Raw genomic sequence first — 17503 nt, forward strand, 5'->3', positions numbered from 1 at the left:
GCTGCAACGCGGCATTGCCGGATTGCGGGTTTATGCTGCAGTGCAGTATTTCTATATGCCTCGGGTAAGACGCAATACCCCCCACGAGGCACCGAAATGTACGACAAAGACACTCACGACCTGCTCGAAGCCGCCCGCGAATACCGCGCCGCCTATATCCGCGACCTGTTCCGCTCGCTCTTCCGCCGCCCGGCCCCGGCCTTCACCAAACCGGCCCACGCGGCCTGAGCCACGCGCCCTGATACCGACGGGATCGGCCACCACCGATCCCGCCGGTCTCACGCCCCGCTGGCCGCCTCCGTCCCGCCGGCCAGCACCCCGCTCGCCCGCAGCTCGGCGATCCGCTCCGCAGAATAGCCCAGCGCCCGCAGCACGGCCGTGCCATGCTCGCCCAGCTCCGGCGCCGGATGCCGCATCTCGCAGCCCTCGGGGCTGACCTTCACCGGAAACCCCAGCATCCGCACGGTCCCATGCTCGCCATGGGGCACGTCGACCACCATCTCGCGATGCTGCACCTGCGGGTCCTCGAACACGTCCGGCACCGACATCACCGGCCCCGCGGGCACCCCGCCCTCGTTCAGCCGGTCGATCCAGTTGGCGCAGCTGTCGGTCAGGAAGATCGGCTCGATCTCGGCCCGGATCGCCTGCCGGTCCGCCATCCGCTTGTCATTCGTGTCGAACCGCGGATCGGTCAGCAACTCCTCCCGCCCCAACACCTTGAGAAGACGCGCAAAGATCATGTCGTTGCTCGGCGCAATGGCAATCGGCGTATCCGCCGTCTGGAACAACCCGTAGGGCGCCACCAGCGGGTGATCGTTCCCGCTCCGCTCCGGCGGCTTGCCCGCGGCCAGCGTGTCGCTCGCCATGTAGCTCAGCAGGCTGATCAAACTGTCGGTCAGCCCCACGTCGACACTCCGGAACCTCCGCTCCTCCCGCGCCCCCGCCAGCGTCGCCGCCACGCCCAGCGCCGCGTAAAGCCCTGCCACCAGATCGGAAATCGGCACGCCGCTACGCTGCGGGTCGTCGTCGCGGTTGCCGTTGACGGCCATGAACCCGCTCATCGCCTGCGCGATGAAATCGAAGGACGGCCGTTCGGCATAAGGCCCGTCCGCCCCGAACCCGCTGATATGGCACACCACCAGCTTCGGGTTCAGCTCCTCCAGCACCGCATCGCTCAGCCCCATCTTCGCCAGCACCCCGGCGCGGTAATTCTCCACCAGCACATCCGCGCCCCGGATCATCTCGCGCAGAACCTCCAGCCCCGCCTCGCTCCGCAGGTCCAGCGCCACCGACCGCTTGTTCCGGTTGTAGCTGGCGAAGTACCAGCTCAGCCCGTCCCGCCCCTTCCCCTGAAGGCGCAGCGGATCGCCCGAGGGCGTCTCGATCTTGATCACGTCCGCCCCGAAATCCGCCAGCAACTGCGTGCAGAACGGGCCCGATATGATCCGGGTCAGGTCGATCACCTGGATGCCTCGAAGGCTCATGCCAACTCCTTCTTCGTCTCCCGGCCCTCAGCCCGCCGCGCGCCGCGTGCTGGCCAGCTCGACCGTCTCGCCCACCGGCTTGGCCCGCAGCAGGTGCGCCGGCAGCTTGCGCTCCAGCACCGTCTCGAACCAGTGCCCGGCCTCGATCAGCCGGCCGAGGTCCAGCCCCGTCCCGTGCCCCTCAAGATGCAGGAAATGCACAAGATCCTCGGTCGAGATATTCCCCGTCGCCCCCGGCGCGAACGGGCATCCGCCGACACCGCCCAGCGCGCTTTCATACCGGTCGACCCCCTCGGCCATCCCGGTCAGCACGTTGGCCAGCGACATGTCCCGCGTATTATGCAGGTGCAGCACCAGCACCGTCTCCGGCAACGCCTCCCGCATCGCCCGCACCACCTCGCGCACCCGGGCCGGCCACGCCGTCCCGATCGTGTCGCCCAGCTTGATCGTCTCGACACCCATATCCGTCATGCGCCTGGCCACATCGACCACGCGCGCCACCGGCACATCCCCCTCGAACGGACAGCCGAAACTGGTGGCAATCGCCCCCACCGGCACCACGCCCTCCTGCTTCGCCAAATCGATCACCGGCTGCAACCTTGCCAGCGCCTCCCCGGTCGAGGTATTGGAATTGGCCTGCGAATGGCTCTCGCTGGCCGAGGCGAAACACACCCATTCATCCAAGCCCAGCGCCGCGGCACGTTCCGCCCCGCGCAGGTTCGGCACCAGCGCCTCGATGATCAGGCCCTCCCGGCCGGGCACGCCCTTCACCACGTCTTCAGCATCCGCCATCGCCGGCACCGCCCGTGGCGACACGAAGGACGTGACCTCGAACCGTTTCATCCCCGCCTTGGCAATCCGCCCGATCAGCTCGATCTTCTGCTCGGTGCTGACGGCGTGCTTTTCATTCTGCAACCCGTCCCGCGGAGCGACCTCGGTGATCGTGATATCCATGGTCATTCCCCTGCTCCGAAAAGGTATTCCTCGCTCGGGAACTTCCGCGCCCGGACCTCCTCGGCGAACTGCCCGATGGCCCCCTCGATCTCGCCCAGCACCGACGCATAGCGCTTGACGAATTTCGGCTTGAACGCCGCGAACAGCCCGATCACGTCATCCACCACGAGGATCTGCCCGTCGCACTCCGCCGAGGCGCCAATCCCGATCGTGGTCACGCCGGTCGCCGCGATCACCGCCTTCGCGGCGCTCTCCATCACCCCCTCGATCACCATGGCAAACGCGCCCGCCTCCTCCATCGCCCGGCCATCGGCCACCAGCATCTCGACGGCGGCCTCGTCCTTGCCCTGCGTCCTGAACCCGCCCAGCGTGTTGATCGCCTGCGGCGTCAGCCCGATATGCGCCATCACCGGCACGCCCCGCTTGACCAGGAACGCCACCGTCGGCGCCATCTCCACCCCGCCTTCCAGCTTCACCGCGTCGCAGCCCGTCTCCATCAGCACCCGGCTGGCCGAGGCGAACGCCTGCTCGGGCGACCCCTCGTAGGAGCCGAACGGCAAATCCACCACCACGCAGGCATGGCTGCAGGCGCGCGCAACCGCCCGCCCGTGCCGGATCATCGTGTCCAGGTCGACCCCCACGGTCGAGCTTTCGCCATAGATCGTCATCGCCAGCGAGTCGCCCACGAGGATGAAATCCACCACCTCGTCCATCGCCGCCGCGATCGGCGCGGTATAGGCCGTCAGCCCCACCAGCGGCGTCTCGCTCCGCCGGTTCGCCAGCGACACGGCGGTCAGCTTCCTTGTCCCGGAATGTACGCTCATTGTCCTCTCCTGTTCTCGGGTCTGCCCTAATGCATCACGTCCGGCAGGAATGTCACCAGCGACGGCACGAACACCAGCAGCAGCAGCGTCAGCAGGATCGGCACCAGGAACGGCAGGATCGCCACCACCACCTTCTCGAACGGCATCCCCGTCAATTCCGTCAGCACGAACAGCACGTTGCCGAAGGGCGGCGTGATCACCCCCACCGACAGGGTCATCACCATCAGCACCCCGAACCACACCGGGTCGATCCCCAGCGACTGGATCGTCAGCATGAAGATCGGCGTGAAGATCAGCACCGCCTCCACCACGCTCATGAAACAGCCGATCACCAGGAAGAACAGCAGGATCAGCAAGATCGCCTGCGTCTCGCCAAGGTTCAGGTCCAGCAGCGCCATCGCCAGCTCCTGCGGGATGCGCACCCTGACCAGAAGCCAGCCATAGAAGGTGGCAATCGCGATGATGAACAGGATGACGGAGGTAAACCGCACCGTCCGCCTCAATGCCTCCACGAACTCCGCCAGCGTCACGTCGCGATAGATCACCGCCCCCAGCAGGAAGGCATAGATACAGGCCACCGCCCCCGCCTCGGTCGGCGTGAATATCCCGCTCCAGATGCCGCCGATGATGATGAACGGCGTCATCAGCGGCGGGATGGCCTGCAGGAACAGCCCGAACACCTCGCCCCCCGGCACCTTCTGCGTGCCCGGCAGGTCCAGCCAGTAGGAGGTCAGCAACACCGTCAGCGACAGACCCACGGCAAGGATGATGCCGGGGATCACCCCCGCCATGAACAGCGCCGCGATCGACGTGCCCGACAGCCACCCATAGACCACCAGCGCCACCGAGGGCGGAATGACCGGGCTGATGATCGACGCCGCCCCGGTGATCCCCACCGAGAAGCGCTGCGGATAGCCCCGCTCCTTCATCGCCTTCAGCTCGAGCTGCCCGATCCCGGCCACGTCCGCCACCGCCGTGGCCGACATGCCGGCAAAGATCACGCTGGCCAGCACGTTCACATGCCCCAGCCCGCCCCGGATCGGCCCCACCAGCGCGGTCGCGAAATTGAACAGCCGGGCATTGCTCGACCCGGTATTCATCAGCGACGCGGCCAGGATGAAGAACGGCACCGCGATGATCGGGAAATTGTTCATCCCGCTCAGCATCTGCATCGCGAACAGCTCTTCGGGGATCTTCTCGATCCCGCCCTGCACGACCAGCACGACAAGGCATGTCAGCCCGATGGAGATCGCAACCGGAACGCCCACGGCGAAAAGGAAGATCATCACACCGAGGAATATCAGGAGGTAGTCCATTCGCTCTTCGTTTCCGTTTGGCCGATCACGGCCTTTCCGTTGCGGATCAGGCTGACAAGGTAGGCCAGGCTGAACAGGATCATCGCCACCGTCCCGATCAGCAGTGCCAGGTAAAGCCATGTGAAGGAGATGCCCAGCGCGGTCGTGGTGTTGTTGGCACTGGCGAACATCATCAGGTAGGCGCCCCGCGCGATCACGTAGAACAACAGCAGCGCGCCGCACTCGATCAGCACCGAGATCCACACCCGGGCCCCCAGCGCGATCCGCCGCAGCAGCACGTCGATCACGATATGCCGCCGCTGACCCCAGGCCGCCGCGGCCCCCAGCATGACACTCCACGCCAGAAGCCCGGCCGCCACCTCCTCGGCCCATGGCACGGACAGCTTGAACACCTCCCGCGCCACGACCGAGTAGAAGATAGACAGCACCAGCGCCACCATGAGCACCATGGCGACGCTCTCGAGTATGCCCGCCCCCCGCATCACGAGGGACGGGCGCCGGCGCCCGTCGGCGTCACTCATTCCGCCGCGGCCTCGATGCTGGCCTCGATATCGGGCTGCACGGTGTCTGCCATGCCCGACATCGCCCGTTCGATGGCCGGCGCGGCCTTCTCGCGGAACGGCGCCTGGTCGACCTCGATGAACTCCATGCCCTTCTCGATCAGGGCCTCGCGATAGAAGTCATCCTTCTCGTTCTCGACCTGCGTGCCGTGCTGGCGGGCTTCCTCGGCGGCCTCGGCAATCGCCGTGCGCTGCTCTTCGGTCAGGCCGTCCCACCATTGCGCCGAGGCGACCCAGTGCCACGGGAAGGACAGGTGCGAGGTCTCGATGATGTAATCCTGCACCTCCCACATCTGGCGGGTATAGGGCGAGGCAAGGCTGTTCTCATGCGCCTCGACCTGCCCCGTGCGCATGGCCAGGTAGATATCCGACGACGGGATCACCACCGCCTGGATGCCCAGCTCTTCCCACACGTCGATCCACACCGGGATCTTCGGCATCCGCATCGGCAGACCCTCGAGGTCGTCCGGCGTGTTGATCGGCTTGTTCGAGGTCATGTGCCGGAACGCCCGCTTCTGCGGCCCGAGATAGACGAGGTTGCCCTTCTCGCGGGCGATCTCCTGCATCTTCTTTCCCGATTCCGTCTCCATGATGTAATGCTCGACCGAACCCCAGTTGGGCAGGACGAACGGCACCGACACGGCGTTGTACTCGGGCGCGTACTGGCCCATGAACGCACCCCCGGTCAGCGCCATCTGCGTCTGGCCGATATTGAGCAGCTCCAGCACCTCGGCCTCGCTGCCAAGCTGACTGTTGAGGTAGATGTTCACCTCGAAATCGTCGCCCAGCTTCTCGCCGATCAGCTCCTGGAACTTCTGCAGGGCGGCTTCCTCCGACCCGCCGGTGCCCATCGTGTTGTGAATTTCGATCGTCTCGGCCGCTGCGGGCAGCGTGCCCAGCCCGACCGTGACCGCCGCCGCAAGCGTTGCCTTGCGGACGAGTTGCGAAAGTGCCATCTGGTTCCTCCCATTCAATTCCACCGGCCACCCGCCAGAACAGGCGGCATGGCCCGGCATCTCAGCGAAAGATGAACAGGTTCCGGGTCTTGTCCTGCATCGGCCTCCCGCCGCTGCCTCACCCGAAAACGCCTGTCCCTCTCCTCCCGTCGGCGCCGCGGCCCGGGGGCCGCCACACGCCTGCGCGGAAACGTAAGTGCCCCATTTTGCAGCGGCAAGTGCTGAATCCGGGCCCCTGCGTCCCGTCCGACGCAACACCGGGTGTCAGCCCGCCTCGCCCCTCTCCCGCGACCGCTCCAGCAGGAACTCCCGAAAGATCGCCGCCGTCTTCGACAGCGTCGCGTCGCCGTGTTGCACAAGGCTGATCTCCCGCTCGGCCCAGCTTTCGTCGATCGGCACTGCCTTGATCGGCATAATCGCCTCATGCGGGCGCACGAACTGCTCCGGCAGGATGGCAATCCCGTGCCCATGCGCCACCAGCGTCCGCGCCACCTCGTTGGTATTCGCCATGTAGCGATACCTGACCTCGCCGCTGCCCAGCACCGACACCCGCCGGATCAGCCGTGTCATCGAGCTGCCCTCGATCACCCCGATACTCGGATAGGACGACATGTCCGACAACCGCACCGCCGGCAGCCGGGCCAGGTCATGCCCCTCCGGCACCGCCAGCACCAGCCGGTCGGTGCAATACCGCGTACAGACGATCTCGGGCGGCAAACGGAACGTCCTTGAAATCAGCCCCAGCTCCGTCCGCCCGCTCACGACCGAGGCCACCACGTTCGGGCTGATCTGCTCGAACAGCTCGATCCCGATATAGGGGTACGCATCCGAGAAATGCTTCATGTCCTCGGCCAGCCCGTTCACGAAGGCCGAGCCATTGGCGCTCAGCAAAAGGCTCCCCGCCTCGCCGCTGCTCAACCGCCTGAGCTCCGAATGCGCGCTGTCGATCGCCGCGAAGATCTCCCGCGCCTTCGCCGCCATCACATGCCCGGCATCGGATATCTCCACCCCCCGCGAATGCCGCGCAAAGAACGGCTGCCCGAAATTCTCCTCCAACTCCGCCAGCCGCCGGCTGATCGCCGAGGGCGACAGGTTCAGGCTTTCCGACGCCGACCGGATGCTGCCGGTGTCGATCACCGTCAGGAAGATCCGCAAGGTCACAAGATCGAACCGCGCCAGCGGGAAATTCTGCAAGTCCTTGGTCAACGCAGCCCCTCCGACGCCCCCGCGCCCGGACGTTACGCCGATCCGCCCGCCACTGGCAACCGGCGCCCGGGCCTACGCGAACAGCCCCTTGTACTCCTCCCGAAGCACGTTCTTCTGCACCTTGCCCATGGTATTCCGCGGCAGGCTCTCCACCACCACCAGCTTGCGGGGATGCTTGAACCGCGCCAGCGACTGCTGCGCCGCCGCCTCGATGGCCTTCAGGTCCGGGCGCTCCCCGGCCTCCGCCACCAGCACGCCCACCACCGTCTCGCCGAAATCCGGATGCGGCACGCCGATCACCGCGCTTTCCAGCACGCCCGGCTGTTCATCCAGCAAAAGCTCGATCTCCTTGGGGTAAATGTTGTACCCGCCCGAGATGATCAGGTCCTTGTCCCGCCCGACGATATGCACATACCCGTCCTCGTCGATCCGGCCGAGATCCCCGGTGATGAAAAACCCGTCCTCGCGCAACTCCGCCGCCGTCTTCTCCGGCATCTGCCAATAGCCCTTGAAGACATTGGGCCCCCGCACCTCGACCATGCCCACATCACCCTGCGGCACCTCGGCCCCGCTCTCGGGGTCGCACACCTTCAGCTCCACGCCGGGCAGCGGAAACCCCACCGTCCCCGCCCGCCGCTCGCCCTCATAGGGGTTCGAGGTGTTCATGTTCGTCTCGGTCATCCCGTAGCGTTCGAGAATCCGGTGCCCGGTGCGCTTCTCGAACCGCTCATGCGTCTCGGCCAGCAAGGGCGCGCTGCCCGACACGAAAAGCCGCATATGCTCGGCCAGTTCCTTCGTGAACCGCTCGTCATCCAGCAGCCGCGTGTAAAACGTCGGCACGCCCATCATCGACGTGGCCTTCGGCATCCACTCGATCATCCGGTCGATATCCAGCTTCGGCAGGAAGATCATCGCCCCGCCCGACAACAGAACGATGTTCGTCGCCACGAAAAGCCCGTGCGTGTGAAAGATCGGCAGCGCATGAAGCAGCACGTCCTTGTCCGAGAACCGCCAGCACTCCGTCAGGGTCTCCGCATTCGACAACAGGTTGTCCTGAGTCAGCATCGCCCCCTTCGACCGCCCCGTCGTCCCCGACGTATAGAGGAACGCCGCCAGGTCGCCGCCCTCCCGGTCCACCGTGGCAAATTCCCCCGGCATCCCCGAGGCCTTGTCCATCAGGCTCCCGCCGCCATCCGCCGCCAGCGTTTCCACCCGACAGCCCAGCCGCTCGGCAATCGGCGCCAGCGTCTCCAGCTTGCCCGGATCGCAGACGATCATCGCCGCCCCGCTGTTGTCGATGAAATAGGTCAGCTCGTCCGCCGTGTAGGCCGTGTTCAACGGCAGGAAGATCACCCCCGCCTGCACGCAGGCCGCATACAGCGCCAGCGCCTCCGCCGATTTCTCCACCTGCGCCGCCAGCCGGTCGCCGGGCTGCAACCCGGCTTCCGTGATCACCCCGGCGATCCGCGCCGCCGCCTCCAGAAACCCTGCATGGCTGATCACCGTGCCGTCGCTCAGGTACAGGAACGGCGTCTCCTGCCCGGCATACTTCCCGAAAAGCGCATCATACAAAGGGTTGGCCATGACACGTCTCCTTACGCGGCGGATTTCTCTGCGGCCGCCGCCAGACTGCTCACCTCCGACGAGGCCGCGATATCATGCGAGGCGGCGAACCGTTCGTGGTTCTGGGTGACTTTGTCGAGGTCGTAAAGGTAATTCACCATCGCCCCGGCAGATTGCCGCAACCCCTTCTCCGACGTGTCGGCCCCGGCATGGATGGCGTGCACCTCCGCCCCGTTGCCAAGGTGGAACCGCGCCACCGGGTCAAGCGGCAGGCCGTCGGGCCGCTTCGCCCCCAACAGGTACGAGGCCGCCAATTGCCGCAACGCCTCGTCATCCTCCAGCGGCGGCTGCATGTCGTTGGCGCCCAGCCACTGCACCAGCCCCGGAATGGGCGACAGCGTGACAAAGGTCTTCAACCCCGGCAGTTCCGCCGAAAGATCCGCCGCCACCTGCTTGATCAGCGAGTTGCCGAAGGAAATGCTGGCCAGCCCCGCCTGGCAGTTCGAGATCGAGTAGAACACCGCCGTATCCGCCTCGTCCGAGCCCATCTCCTCGCGATCCCCGGCCAGCAGGTCCTGCACCGAGCTTGCCACGCCCTTGGTCAAAGCCACCTCGACGAAGATCAGCGGCTCGTCCGGCATCGCCGGGTGGAAGAACGCGAAACACCGCCGGTCGCTCGGCTCCAGCCGCCGCCGCAAATCGTCCCAGCTGTCGATGGCATGAACCGCCTCGTAGGCGATGATCTTCTCGAGGATATGCGCCGGGCTCTCCCAGTTGATCGGCCGCAACACAAGAAAACCCCGGTTGAACCAGCTCGAGAACAGGTGCCGGAAATCCAGGTCCAGCGCCCGCAACTCCGGGTCGTCCGCCCCCATCCGGATCAGGTCGGTCCGCATCGACACCAGCCGCCCCGTCGCGCCGGGCACCTGGTTCAGCCGGCGGATCAGCTCCTGCCGCGGCGGCTCGGCCGCCTCGAGGAACGCGCGATAGCTTTCCTTGCTCGGCCCCGCCTCGTACTCGGCCAGCGCCGCGCGCACCTTGCCGGGGTCGATATTCATTCCCGTCGCAAGGTAGCGGAAGAAGGCCAGCCGCGCCTCGTCCTCCGACTGGCGATACCGTTCGAGGATGTTCCGCGCCAGCGTCAGGCCGGAAATCTCGCCCGTCGCCCCCACCAGCGCCTCCGACATCTCCTCGATCGAGCGTTTGTCGTCGCCCGCGGGCGCATTCCGGAACCGCCTTTCGAAGACGGTCGACAGCAAATCGGCAAGCAAGGTCAAATCCCCGTTCCCATAACAGCATCCGGAAGCCACGTGGCCAGGCCCGGAAAGAGGCAAAGCAATATGATCGCGATGACCATGCAGGCCACGAAAGGCAGCGAGCCGGTCAGGATCGTCTTCAGCGAAATATCCGGCGCGATCCCGTTGATCACATACAGGTTCAGGCCCACGGGCGGCGAAATCAACCCAATCTCCATGTTGATCGTCAGCACCACGGCAAACCAGATCGGGTCGAACCCCGCCGTCTCGATGATCGGCAGCAGGATCGGCGCCGCCATCAGGATCACCGCCACCGGCGGCAGGAAGAAGCCCGCGATCAGCAGGAAGATGTTGATCGCCCCCATCAGCACCCAGCGGTTCACGTCCAGCGTGCCGATCCACTCGGCAATCGACTGGGTGATGAACAGCGACGACAGCATGTAGCTGAACACCCCCGCCGCGGCGATGATGAACAGGATCATCACGCTTTCCCGCGTCGAGTCGCGCAGCACCACCCACAGCGCGCGCGGGTCCCAAAGCCGATAGATCACCATCGCGATCAGAAGGCACAGAAGCGCGCCAACCGCCGCCGTCTCCGACGGCGTGGCGACCCCGCCATACATGGCATAAAGCACGCCGAGGATGATCAGCAGGAAGGGCAGAACCCGCGGCAGGATCTCGAATTTCTGCCGCCAGGTGTAGCTGCCCGCGCCCAGCACGCCCGCCTGCCCCGACCGCCATGTCGAGTAAAGCGACCACGCCATGAAGAGGCCCACCAGCAGCAGGCCGGGAAAGACGCCGGCCAGGAACAGCCGCCCGATCGAGGTCTCGGTCGCGATGCCGTAGACGATCATCGTCACCGAGGGCGGAATGAGAATGCCCAGCGTGCCCCCCGCGGCAATCGAGCCTGCGGCCACGCCATCCGGATAGCCCCGCTTGCGCATCTCCGGGATGCCCATCTTGCCGATCGCCGCACAGGTCGCGGGCGACGAGCCGGACATTGCCGCGAACAGCGCACAGGCGCCGAGGTTCGACACCACCAGCCCCCCGGGCACCCGCGTCAGCCAGCGCTCCAGCGCCTCGTAAAGGTCCGCCCCCGCCCGCGTCGAGGCAATCGACGCCCCCATGATGATGAACATCGGAATGGACAGCAGCGCGAAATTGTTGAGCTTCCCGAACAATATCTCCGGCATCAGCTCCAGCGAGCGCAGCCCGTCGAAGACGATCAGGAACCCCGCCGACACGATCAGCAGCCCGATGGCCACCGACACGCCGGAAAACAGGACAAGAATGGTGGCCATGGCGACCAGCGCGCCAAGAAGCAGCGGATCCATCAGTGATCCTCCAGCCCGAAAGGTTTATCTATGCCCAGAAGCACGGCGACGAGATCGGCAATCAGCTGCAACAACAGCAGCGCAAAGCCGATGGGAATCGACAGGTACGGTATCCACAACCGCACGCCCCACACCGTGTCCGACTTCCAGTTCCGCTCATAGGCGAAATGCCAGTAATCGTAGCCATACCACAGCATCACCGCCACGATCACGATCGACACCCCCAGCGTCACCATGCACAACGCGAACCGCGCCGTCTCGGGCAATGCAATGGGCACCAGGTCCACGTTCACATGTCCCCTCAGCCGCTGAACGTAAGGCAGCCCGATCAGCGTCGCGGCCACCATCAGGTAGATCACCGCCTCGGTCTGCCAGATGGTCGATCCGTTCAGCACCGCCCGGATGAAGATCATCTGGCAAGTGATCGCCACCGCCGCCACGATCATCGCCGCGGCGCACCATCCGGCCAGCGTCGAAATCACCGCCACGGCGCGAAGGAAGGGGTTGTTACCGGCATGCGCGGGGGCAGCCGAGCTCGGGCCCGACATGGCCTGCTCCTGTCATTGGGTGTGAAAACAGCCTTGAGGCGAAGGGGCAGCCCACCGGCCGCCCCCGCCCGTCACATCACTCGACGGCCAGCGCCATGTCGAGCAGCTCCTGCCCGTCCGACACTTCCTCGACGAACGCCTTGTACGAGGTCTCCTTGGCCAGCTCGCGCCACGCCTCGAATTCCTCCTGGCTCATCTCGGCAATCTCGACGCCGGCTTCCTTGTACACCTCGACCGAGGCCGCATCCTGCTTCTTGGCCTCCTCGAGATAGAACGCCTCGGCCTTCTCCGAGGCATCCAGCAACGCCTGCTGCTGCTCCTCGGTCAGCCCCTCGAAGGTGGTCTTGTTCATCAGAAGCGGCTGGTACATGAACCACAGCGCCACGTCGCCCGCCGGCGTATAGCACGCCGCCTGCTCGTAGATCCGGTACGACACGAAGGACGACGACGAGGTGTTCGCCGCATCCAGAACGCCGGTCTGCATCGCGTTGTAGATCTCCGACGACGCCATCGACGCGATCGACGCCCCGGCACCCGCCAGCATCTGCTCGAACGCCTTGCCCGCGGCCCGCATCTGCAAGCCGTCCACGTCCTCGGGCGCGGTGATGCACTTGTCCTTGCCGACAAACCCGCCGGCCAGGTAGCCATGCACCAGGACCATCACGTCATCCTCGGCCATCTTCTCTTCCAGCGCGGCCATGAAATCGCTCTCCGACAGGCGCGCGGCGTGGTCGTGGTTCTTCACCAGCCCCGGCATCAGCGTCAGGTTATAGGCCGGCTGCTGCCCGCCCGCATAGCTCAGCGGCAGGACCGACATGTCCAGCTGCCCGCGGCTCAGCGGCTTGTACTGCTCGCGCGGCTTGAACAGCGATTTCGACCCGAAGATCTTGATCTCGAGGTCGACACCCGCCGCCTTCACCTCGTCGGCGACGATCTGCGCCACCTTGTGCCGCACGTCCTTGTTCGACCACTGGTGCGACAGGCGCAGCTCGGTGGCGCCCGCCACCGCGACACTGGCCAGCAAGGCCCCGGCGGCAACGGTCGTTGCTAGAATCTTTTTCATGATTTCCTCCCATAACGCGTCCGATTCTCGACCGGATCACCGCGTTTGTGCCATCCGCGTGTATATTCAGTCAACATTCTTGTATACAAAAATTCTCTTCCTGCATTTTGAAAACGCTGCTAAGAAGGCCCCATGCAACGAAAACGCGCCGATATCATTGCCGAGGAAATCGAAGGAATGATCTTCGATGGCACCATCGGCAATGGCGAACGGCTCGACGAGGTGCAGCTTGCCGCCCGCTTCGGCGTCTCCCGCACACCGATTCGCGAGGCCTGCCAGAAACTGGCGCTCTCCGGCCTCGTCGAACAACTCCCCCGCCGCGGCGTCTTCGTCCGCCAGCCGGGGCCCGTCGAACTGATCGAGATGTTCGAGGTGATGGCCGAGCTCGAGGCCTCCTGCGCCCGGCTTGCGGCCACGCGCATCACCGATGCGGCCCTCGACGAGATGCGCGCCGCGAACAAACTGTGCAAGGCGGCAGTGGGGGCCAAGGATACGGCCGCCTATTACGACGCGAACGAAACCTTCCACCACATCCTCTACCGGCAATCCGGCAACGGCTTTCTCGAACAGGAATGCCTGCGCCTGCACCGCCGCCTGAAACCCTTCCGCCGCTCGCAGCTTCGGGTGCGCGGGCGCCTGGCCCAGTCGATGCAGGAACACGAGGATGTCGTCGACGCCCTGACCGAAGGCGACGCCGAACGCGCCTCCGCCGCCATCCGCAAGCACGTGGCCGTACAGGGCGAGAAATTCCACCACCTCGTCGCCGGTCTCAGGGAAGTCGCCGAATAGCCGCTACCCGGGCGACATCACCAGGTCGGCCAGCACCTCCACCGCCCGGCCCATATCCTCGGGCGTGGCCAGTTCCTCCGGCCGGTGGCTCATCCCGTCACGGCAGCGCACGAACAGCATGGCGACGGGGCACAGGTCCGCCAAGGCCGAGGCGTCATGCGTCGCCCCCGAGGGCAGCACCAGCCCCTGGCCGCCGGCCCGCTTCACCGCCGCGACCAGCCGCTCCGACAACTCCGCCGCGCAGGGCTGCGCAGCTTGCTGATAGGTCACCTCGCAGCTCAGCTCCATCCCCGCGCAAACCTCTTCCGCATAGGCGTGAAGCGCCACGCCCGCCGCCCGCCGTTCCGCATCGTCCGCCGACCGGAACTCGGCCGTCATCCGCGCCACCCGGGGCACCGCATTGACCACGTTCGGCCCGATCGCCAGCGAGCCCACCGTGCCGCGCAACCCGTCCGAGGCCAGCGCCAGCCGGTTCACCTCCGTCACGATCGCCGACGCCGCGACCAGCGCATCCTTCCGGCCCTCCATCGGCATGGTCCCGGCATGTCCCGTCTCGCCGACGATCCCGATACTATGCCGCTCGATCCCGCAGATCGCCGACACCACGCCCAGCGCCTCGCCGGCCCGTTCCAGCACCGGCCCCTGTTCGATATGCGTCTCGATATAGCCGATCACGTCGGCCGGATCGCGCTTCAGCACCCCGATCCGGTCAGGCTCCAGCCCGAACGCCGTCATCGCCGCCCGAAGCGTCACGCCGTCGCCATCCGTCATCTCCAGAACAGCCGGGTCCACCGTCCCGGCCAGCGCCCGCGACCCCACCAGCGCCGTGGGAAACCGCACGCCCTCCTCGTCGGCGAAGGCAAGAACCTCGACCGAACAGGGCGTCGCGCGCCCCTCCGCCCGCAGCTTCTCCAGCGCGATCAGCGGCAGCACCACGCCCATGATCCCGTCATAGGCACCGCCCTGCCGCACCGAATCCTGGTGCGAGCCCATCAGCAGCGTGCCGCGCCCCTTGGGCCCCTCCAGGCGCCCGACAAGCGTGCCGGCATCGTCCAGCGTGACCGTCAGCCCCGCCTGTCTCATCCGGTCGGACAGCAATTCCACCGCCGCGCGATGCTCCGGCGTGAACGGCAGCCGTGTCGCCCCTGCCCCCGGCTCGGACAGGCACGCCAGGTCGTCCAGCAAATCCGCCGCGCGGGCGCCCCAGTCAGTCAAGGCCCCGCTCCCGGTCGTTCACCACCGGCACCTTCTCCGCCCAATACGCATACTCCCCGCTTGTCGCCCGCCCGTGCAGGTCGGCCAGCGCGCCGATCGGATCGTCGGCGTGGTGGTCCACCCGCAATGTCAGCGGCGCATGATCCGGGTGCAGCACCAGCAGCGCCGCCGACAGCAACCCCCGGCTGTCGCCCCCGGCCTGTTCCGCGGCGCGCAGGGCCGCCAGCAACCGCCGGTCCAGCCCGCCCGTGGCGCTGTCGAACGCCTGCACCATCCGGTCAAGCACATCGAGCCCCGTCAGCATGTTGCCCGACACGACCCCCGTATCGAAGGACACGCTGCCCATCTCCGGCGTGTTGCGATCCCCGGTGAACGCGGCCGTTCCGCCGTTCAGGTCCAGGGCGGCCAGTTGCCGGTATCCCTTCCCGGCATCGGCGCCGGTCACGTATCTCACGGCGGCATCGGCGCCTGCGCCGCCCTGCATCGCCGCCAGCACGTCTTCGCCCCAAAGGGTCGAGGGCGATGCACCCTGGCTTGCGCTCATGCCGGACGACAGATGCCCGCGCAACACCCAGCCGCCGACGCACAGGCTGCCCGTCGCGGCCGCCCCGCCGATGGCGCCCGTCTCGGGGTCATGGGCAAGGATCGAAAAGGTCATGATGCTCTGCCGGTCATTATGTTTCGGTATTTATCATGAAAAATTGACCGATGCAATTTATCATGATAAATTATCTCCCATAAAACCAGACAGGGAGACCACCATGACATTCATCACCTGGACCCGGCGGGGCCTCATGGCGGCGGCTGCCGGCGCCACCCTCGCCCTCGGCTCCGCCCCCCTTCCCGCAGCCGCCCAGACGCCGCCCGACGTGCTCATCGTCGGCCAGATCGCCGAGCCGAAATCGCTCGACCCGGCGGCGGTGACGGCGGTCAACGATTTCCGCATTCTCGTGAACCTTTACGAGGGCTTGACCCGCTACAAGGACGGCACGCTGCAGCCGGAACCGGCCCTCGCCACCGACTGGGAAATCAGCGAAGACGGCACCGTCTACACCTTCACCCTGCGCGAGGGCGTCACCTTCCACGACGGCACGCCCTTCAACGCCGAGGCGGTCAAGTTCAACTTCGACCGCCTGCTCGACGAGAATCACCCCTACCACGACACCGGCCCCTTCCCGCTGGCCTTCTTCTTCAGCGCGGTGGAAACCACCGAGGTGGTCGATGACATGACGGTAAAATTCACCCTCAACGCCCCCTACGCCCCCTTCCTGTCGAACCTCGCCTATCCCACCGGCCTCATCGTCTCGCCCGAGGCGGTCAAGGCCGGCGGCGCCGATTTCGGCCGCAACCCCGTGGGCACCGGCCCCTTCAAGTTCGTCGAATGGCAATCCAACGAACGCGTCGTCGTCGACCGCTATGATGACTACTGGGGCGACGCCGCCGGCCTCCAGGCCGTGGTGTTCCGCCCGATCACCGACGCCAACACCCGCGTCGCCGAAATGCTGGCGGGCGGCATCGACATGATGGTCGAGGTGCCCCCCACCTCCATGGGCCAGTTCGAGGGCGACGACTACACCGTCCACGAACAGGCCGGCCCCCACGTCTGGTTCCTGATCCTCAACGCCAAGGAAGGCCCCTTCGCCGACATGAAGGTCCGCCAGGCCGCCAACTACGCGATCAACAAGGAAGCCATCGTCAACGACGTGCTCGAAGGCACCGCCACCGTGGCCGCGGGGCCGACCCCGCCCGCCTTCGCCTGGGCCTATAACGAGGAACTCGACCCCTACCCCTACGACCCCGAGAAGGCCAAACAGCTCATCGCCGAGGCCGGGGCCGAAGGCGCCGAGCTCACCTTCTACGTCACCGAAGGCGGCTCCGGCATGCTCGACCCGGTGCCGATGGGCACCGCCATCCAGGCCGATCTCGAGGCCGTGGGCTTCGACGTCACCATCGAAACCTACGAGTGGAACACCTTCCTGGGCGAAGTGAACCCGGGCCTCGAAGGCAAGGCCGACATGGCCGAAATGGCATGGATGACCAACGACCCCGACACCCTGCCCTACCTCGCTCTGCGGTCCGAGGCCTGGCCCGACCAGGGCGGCTTCAACTCGGGCTACTACGCCAACGAGAAGGTCGACGAACTGCTGGAAAACGCCCGCACGGCGACCGACCAGGACGAGCGCGCGGAACTCTACCGCGAGATGCAGGCCATCGTGCAGGAAGAGGCGCCATGGGTCTTCATCGCCAACTGGAAACAGAACGCGGTGACCAGCGCGGGCGTCTCGGACTTCCAGCTTCAGCCCTCCTTCCTTCTGCACCTGGAAGGCGTGACGAAGGAATAAGAGCAGTGTCGCACCGGGCAAGCCCGGTGCGACCGGCGGGGGGCCAGCCCCCCGCGTTGAAATCCGGGGATTTCAACGCTCCCCCCGGAGTAT

Annotated in this window: 17 protein-coding genes; 3 read left to right on the plus strand and 14 right to left on the minus strand. The window is 66.2% G+C overall.

Annotated elements, in window-relative coordinates:
• The first annotated feature begins 96 nt into the window (after positions 1 to 96).
• Positions 97 to 228 carry an RSP_7527 family protein gene (locus tag ACO07J_RS17000; protein ID WP_422031114.1) on the plus strand — a complete coding sequence of 44 codons (132 nt, stop codon included), beginning with the start codon at positions 97 to 99 and terminating at the stop codon, positions 226 to 228.
• Positions 229 to 278: 50 nt separating this feature from the next.
• Here the strand turns inward: ACO07J_RS17000 and ACO07J_RS17005 are convergent, their stop codons facing one another.
• The 12 genes from ACO07J_RS17005 to dctP all read right to left on the minus strand — a co-directional run bounded on the left by ACO07J_RS17005 (position 279) and on the right by dctP (position 13064).
• Positions 279 to 1484 carry a CaiB/BaiF CoA transferase family protein gene (locus ACO07J_RS17005; RefSeq protein WP_422031116.1) on the minus strand — a complete coding sequence of 402 codons (1206 nt, stop codon included), beginning with the start codon at positions 1482 to 1484 and terminating at the stop codon, positions 279 to 281.
• A 27-nt stretch (positions 1485 to 1511) separates the two neighbouring features.
• Positions 1512 to 2444 carry a hydroxymethylglutaryl-CoA lyase gene (locus tag ACO07J_RS17010; RefSeq protein ID WP_422031118.1) on the minus strand — a complete coding sequence of 311 codons (933 nt, stop codon included), beginning with the start codon at positions 2442 to 2444 and terminating at the stop codon, positions 1512 to 1514.
• Complete coding sequence (gene panB, locus ACO07J_RS17015) at positions 2441 to 3262, minus strand: 3-methyl-2-oxobutanoate hydroxymethyltransferase (protein WP_422031120.1); 822 nt, start codon at positions 3260 to 3262, stop codon at positions 2441 to 2443. The genes ACO07J_RS17010 and panB overlap by 4 nt, the downstream gene beginning before the upstream one ends.
• A 26-nt stretch (positions 3263 to 3288) precedes the next feature.
• On the minus strand, positions 3289 to 4578 hold the full coding sequence (locus ACO07J_RS17020) for a TRAP transporter large permease (RefSeq protein WP_422031122.1): 1290 nt from the start codon (positions 4576 to 4578) through the stop codon (positions 3289 to 3291).
• Positions 4563 to 5099 (minus strand): TRAP transporter small permease, encoded by a 537-nt coding sequence (locus ACO07J_RS17025; protein WP_422031124.1) that lies wholly within the window; start codon positions 5097 to 5099, stop codon positions 4563 to 4565. The genes ACO07J_RS17020 and ACO07J_RS17025 overlap by 16 nt, the downstream gene beginning before the upstream one ends.
• Entirely contained in the window at positions 5096 to 6094 is a 999-nt protein-coding gene (locus ACO07J_RS17030) for a TRAP transporter substrate-binding protein (protein WP_422031126.1), read from the minus strand. The genes ACO07J_RS17025 and ACO07J_RS17030 overlap by 4 nt, the downstream gene beginning before the upstream one ends.
• Before the next feature lie 264 nt (positions 6095 to 6358).
• On the minus strand, positions 6359 to 7300 hold the full coding sequence (locus ACO07J_RS17035) for a LysR family transcriptional regulator (RefSeq protein WP_422031128.1): 942 nt from the start codon (positions 7298 to 7300) through the stop codon (positions 6359 to 6361).
• A 72-nt stretch (positions 7301 to 7372) separates the two neighbouring features.
• On the minus strand, positions 7373 to 8884 hold the full coding sequence (locus tag ACO07J_RS17040) for a malonate--CoA ligase (protein ID WP_422031130.1): 1512 nt from the start codon (positions 8882 to 8884) through the stop codon (positions 7373 to 7375).
• 11 nt (positions 8885 to 8895) lie between these two features.
• On the minus strand, positions 8896 to 10140 hold the full coding sequence (locus tag ACO07J_RS17045) for a malonyl-CoA decarboxylase (protein WP_422031132.1): 1245 nt from the start codon (positions 10138 to 10140) through the stop codon (positions 8896 to 8898).
• Complete coding sequence (locus ACO07J_RS17050; RefSeq protein ID WP_422031134.1) at positions 10137 to 11453, minus strand: TRAP transporter large permease; 1317 nt, start codon at positions 11451 to 11453, stop codon at positions 10137 to 10139. Before ACO07J_RS17050 ends, ACO07J_RS17045 begins: the two co-directional genes overlap by 4 nt.
• The gene (locus tag ACO07J_RS17055; protein ID WP_422031136.1) at positions 11453 to 12001 is read right to left on the minus strand and encodes a TRAP transporter small permease; all 549 of its coding nucleotides are present in this window, start codon (positions 11999 to 12001) and stop codon (positions 11453 to 11455) included. Before ACO07J_RS17055 ends, ACO07J_RS17050 begins: the two co-directional genes overlap by 1 nt.
• 76 nt (positions 12002 to 12077) lie before the next feature.
• Positions 12078 to 13064, minus strand: coding sequence for a TRAP transporter substrate-binding protein DctP (dctP, locus tag ACO07J_RS17060; RefSeq protein WP_422031138.1), 987 nt, complete (start codon positions 13062 to 13064; stop codon positions 12078 to 12080).
• A gap of 132 nt (positions 13065 to 13196) precedes the next feature.
• Between dctP and ACO07J_RS17065 the strand changes: the two genes are divergently transcribed.
• Positions 13197 to 13853, plus strand: coding sequence for a GntR family transcriptional regulator (locus tag ACO07J_RS17065; protein ID WP_422031140.1), 657 nt, complete (start codon positions 13197 to 13199; stop codon positions 13851 to 13853).
• Positions 13854 to 13856: 3 nt separating this feature from the next.
• Here ACO07J_RS17065 and ACO07J_RS17070 read toward each other — a convergent pair whose 3' ends face one another.
• Both ACO07J_RS17070 and ACO07J_RS17075 read right to left on the minus strand, forming a co-directional pair.
• Positions 13857 to 15068 carry a M20 family metallo-hydrolase gene (locus tag ACO07J_RS17070; RefSeq protein WP_422031142.1) on the minus strand — a complete coding sequence of 404 codons (1212 nt, stop codon included), beginning with the start codon at positions 15066 to 15068 and terminating at the stop codon, positions 13857 to 13859.
• A complete protein-coding gene (locus ACO07J_RS17075) occupies positions 15061 to 15726 on the minus strand; it encodes a DUF1028 domain-containing protein (RefSeq protein WP_422031144.1) in 666 nt (221 codons plus the stop codon). Before ACO07J_RS17075 ends, ACO07J_RS17070 begins: the two co-directional genes overlap by 8 nt.
• A gap of 103 nt (positions 15727 to 15829) precedes the next feature.
• On the opposite strand from ACO07J_RS17075, the gene ACO07J_RS17080 reads away from it, so the two are divergent.
• Entirely contained in the window at positions 15830 to 17410 is a 1581-nt protein-coding gene (locus tag ACO07J_RS17080; protein WP_422031146.1) for an ABC transporter substrate-binding protein, read from the plus strand.
• Positions 17411 to 17503 lie beyond the last annotated feature (93 nt).

It is taken from the genome of Roseovarius sp. (assembly GCF_965228755.1).
Classification (GTDB): Bacteria; Pseudomonadota; Alphaproteobacteria; order Rhodobacterales; family Rhodobacteraceae; genus Roseovarius.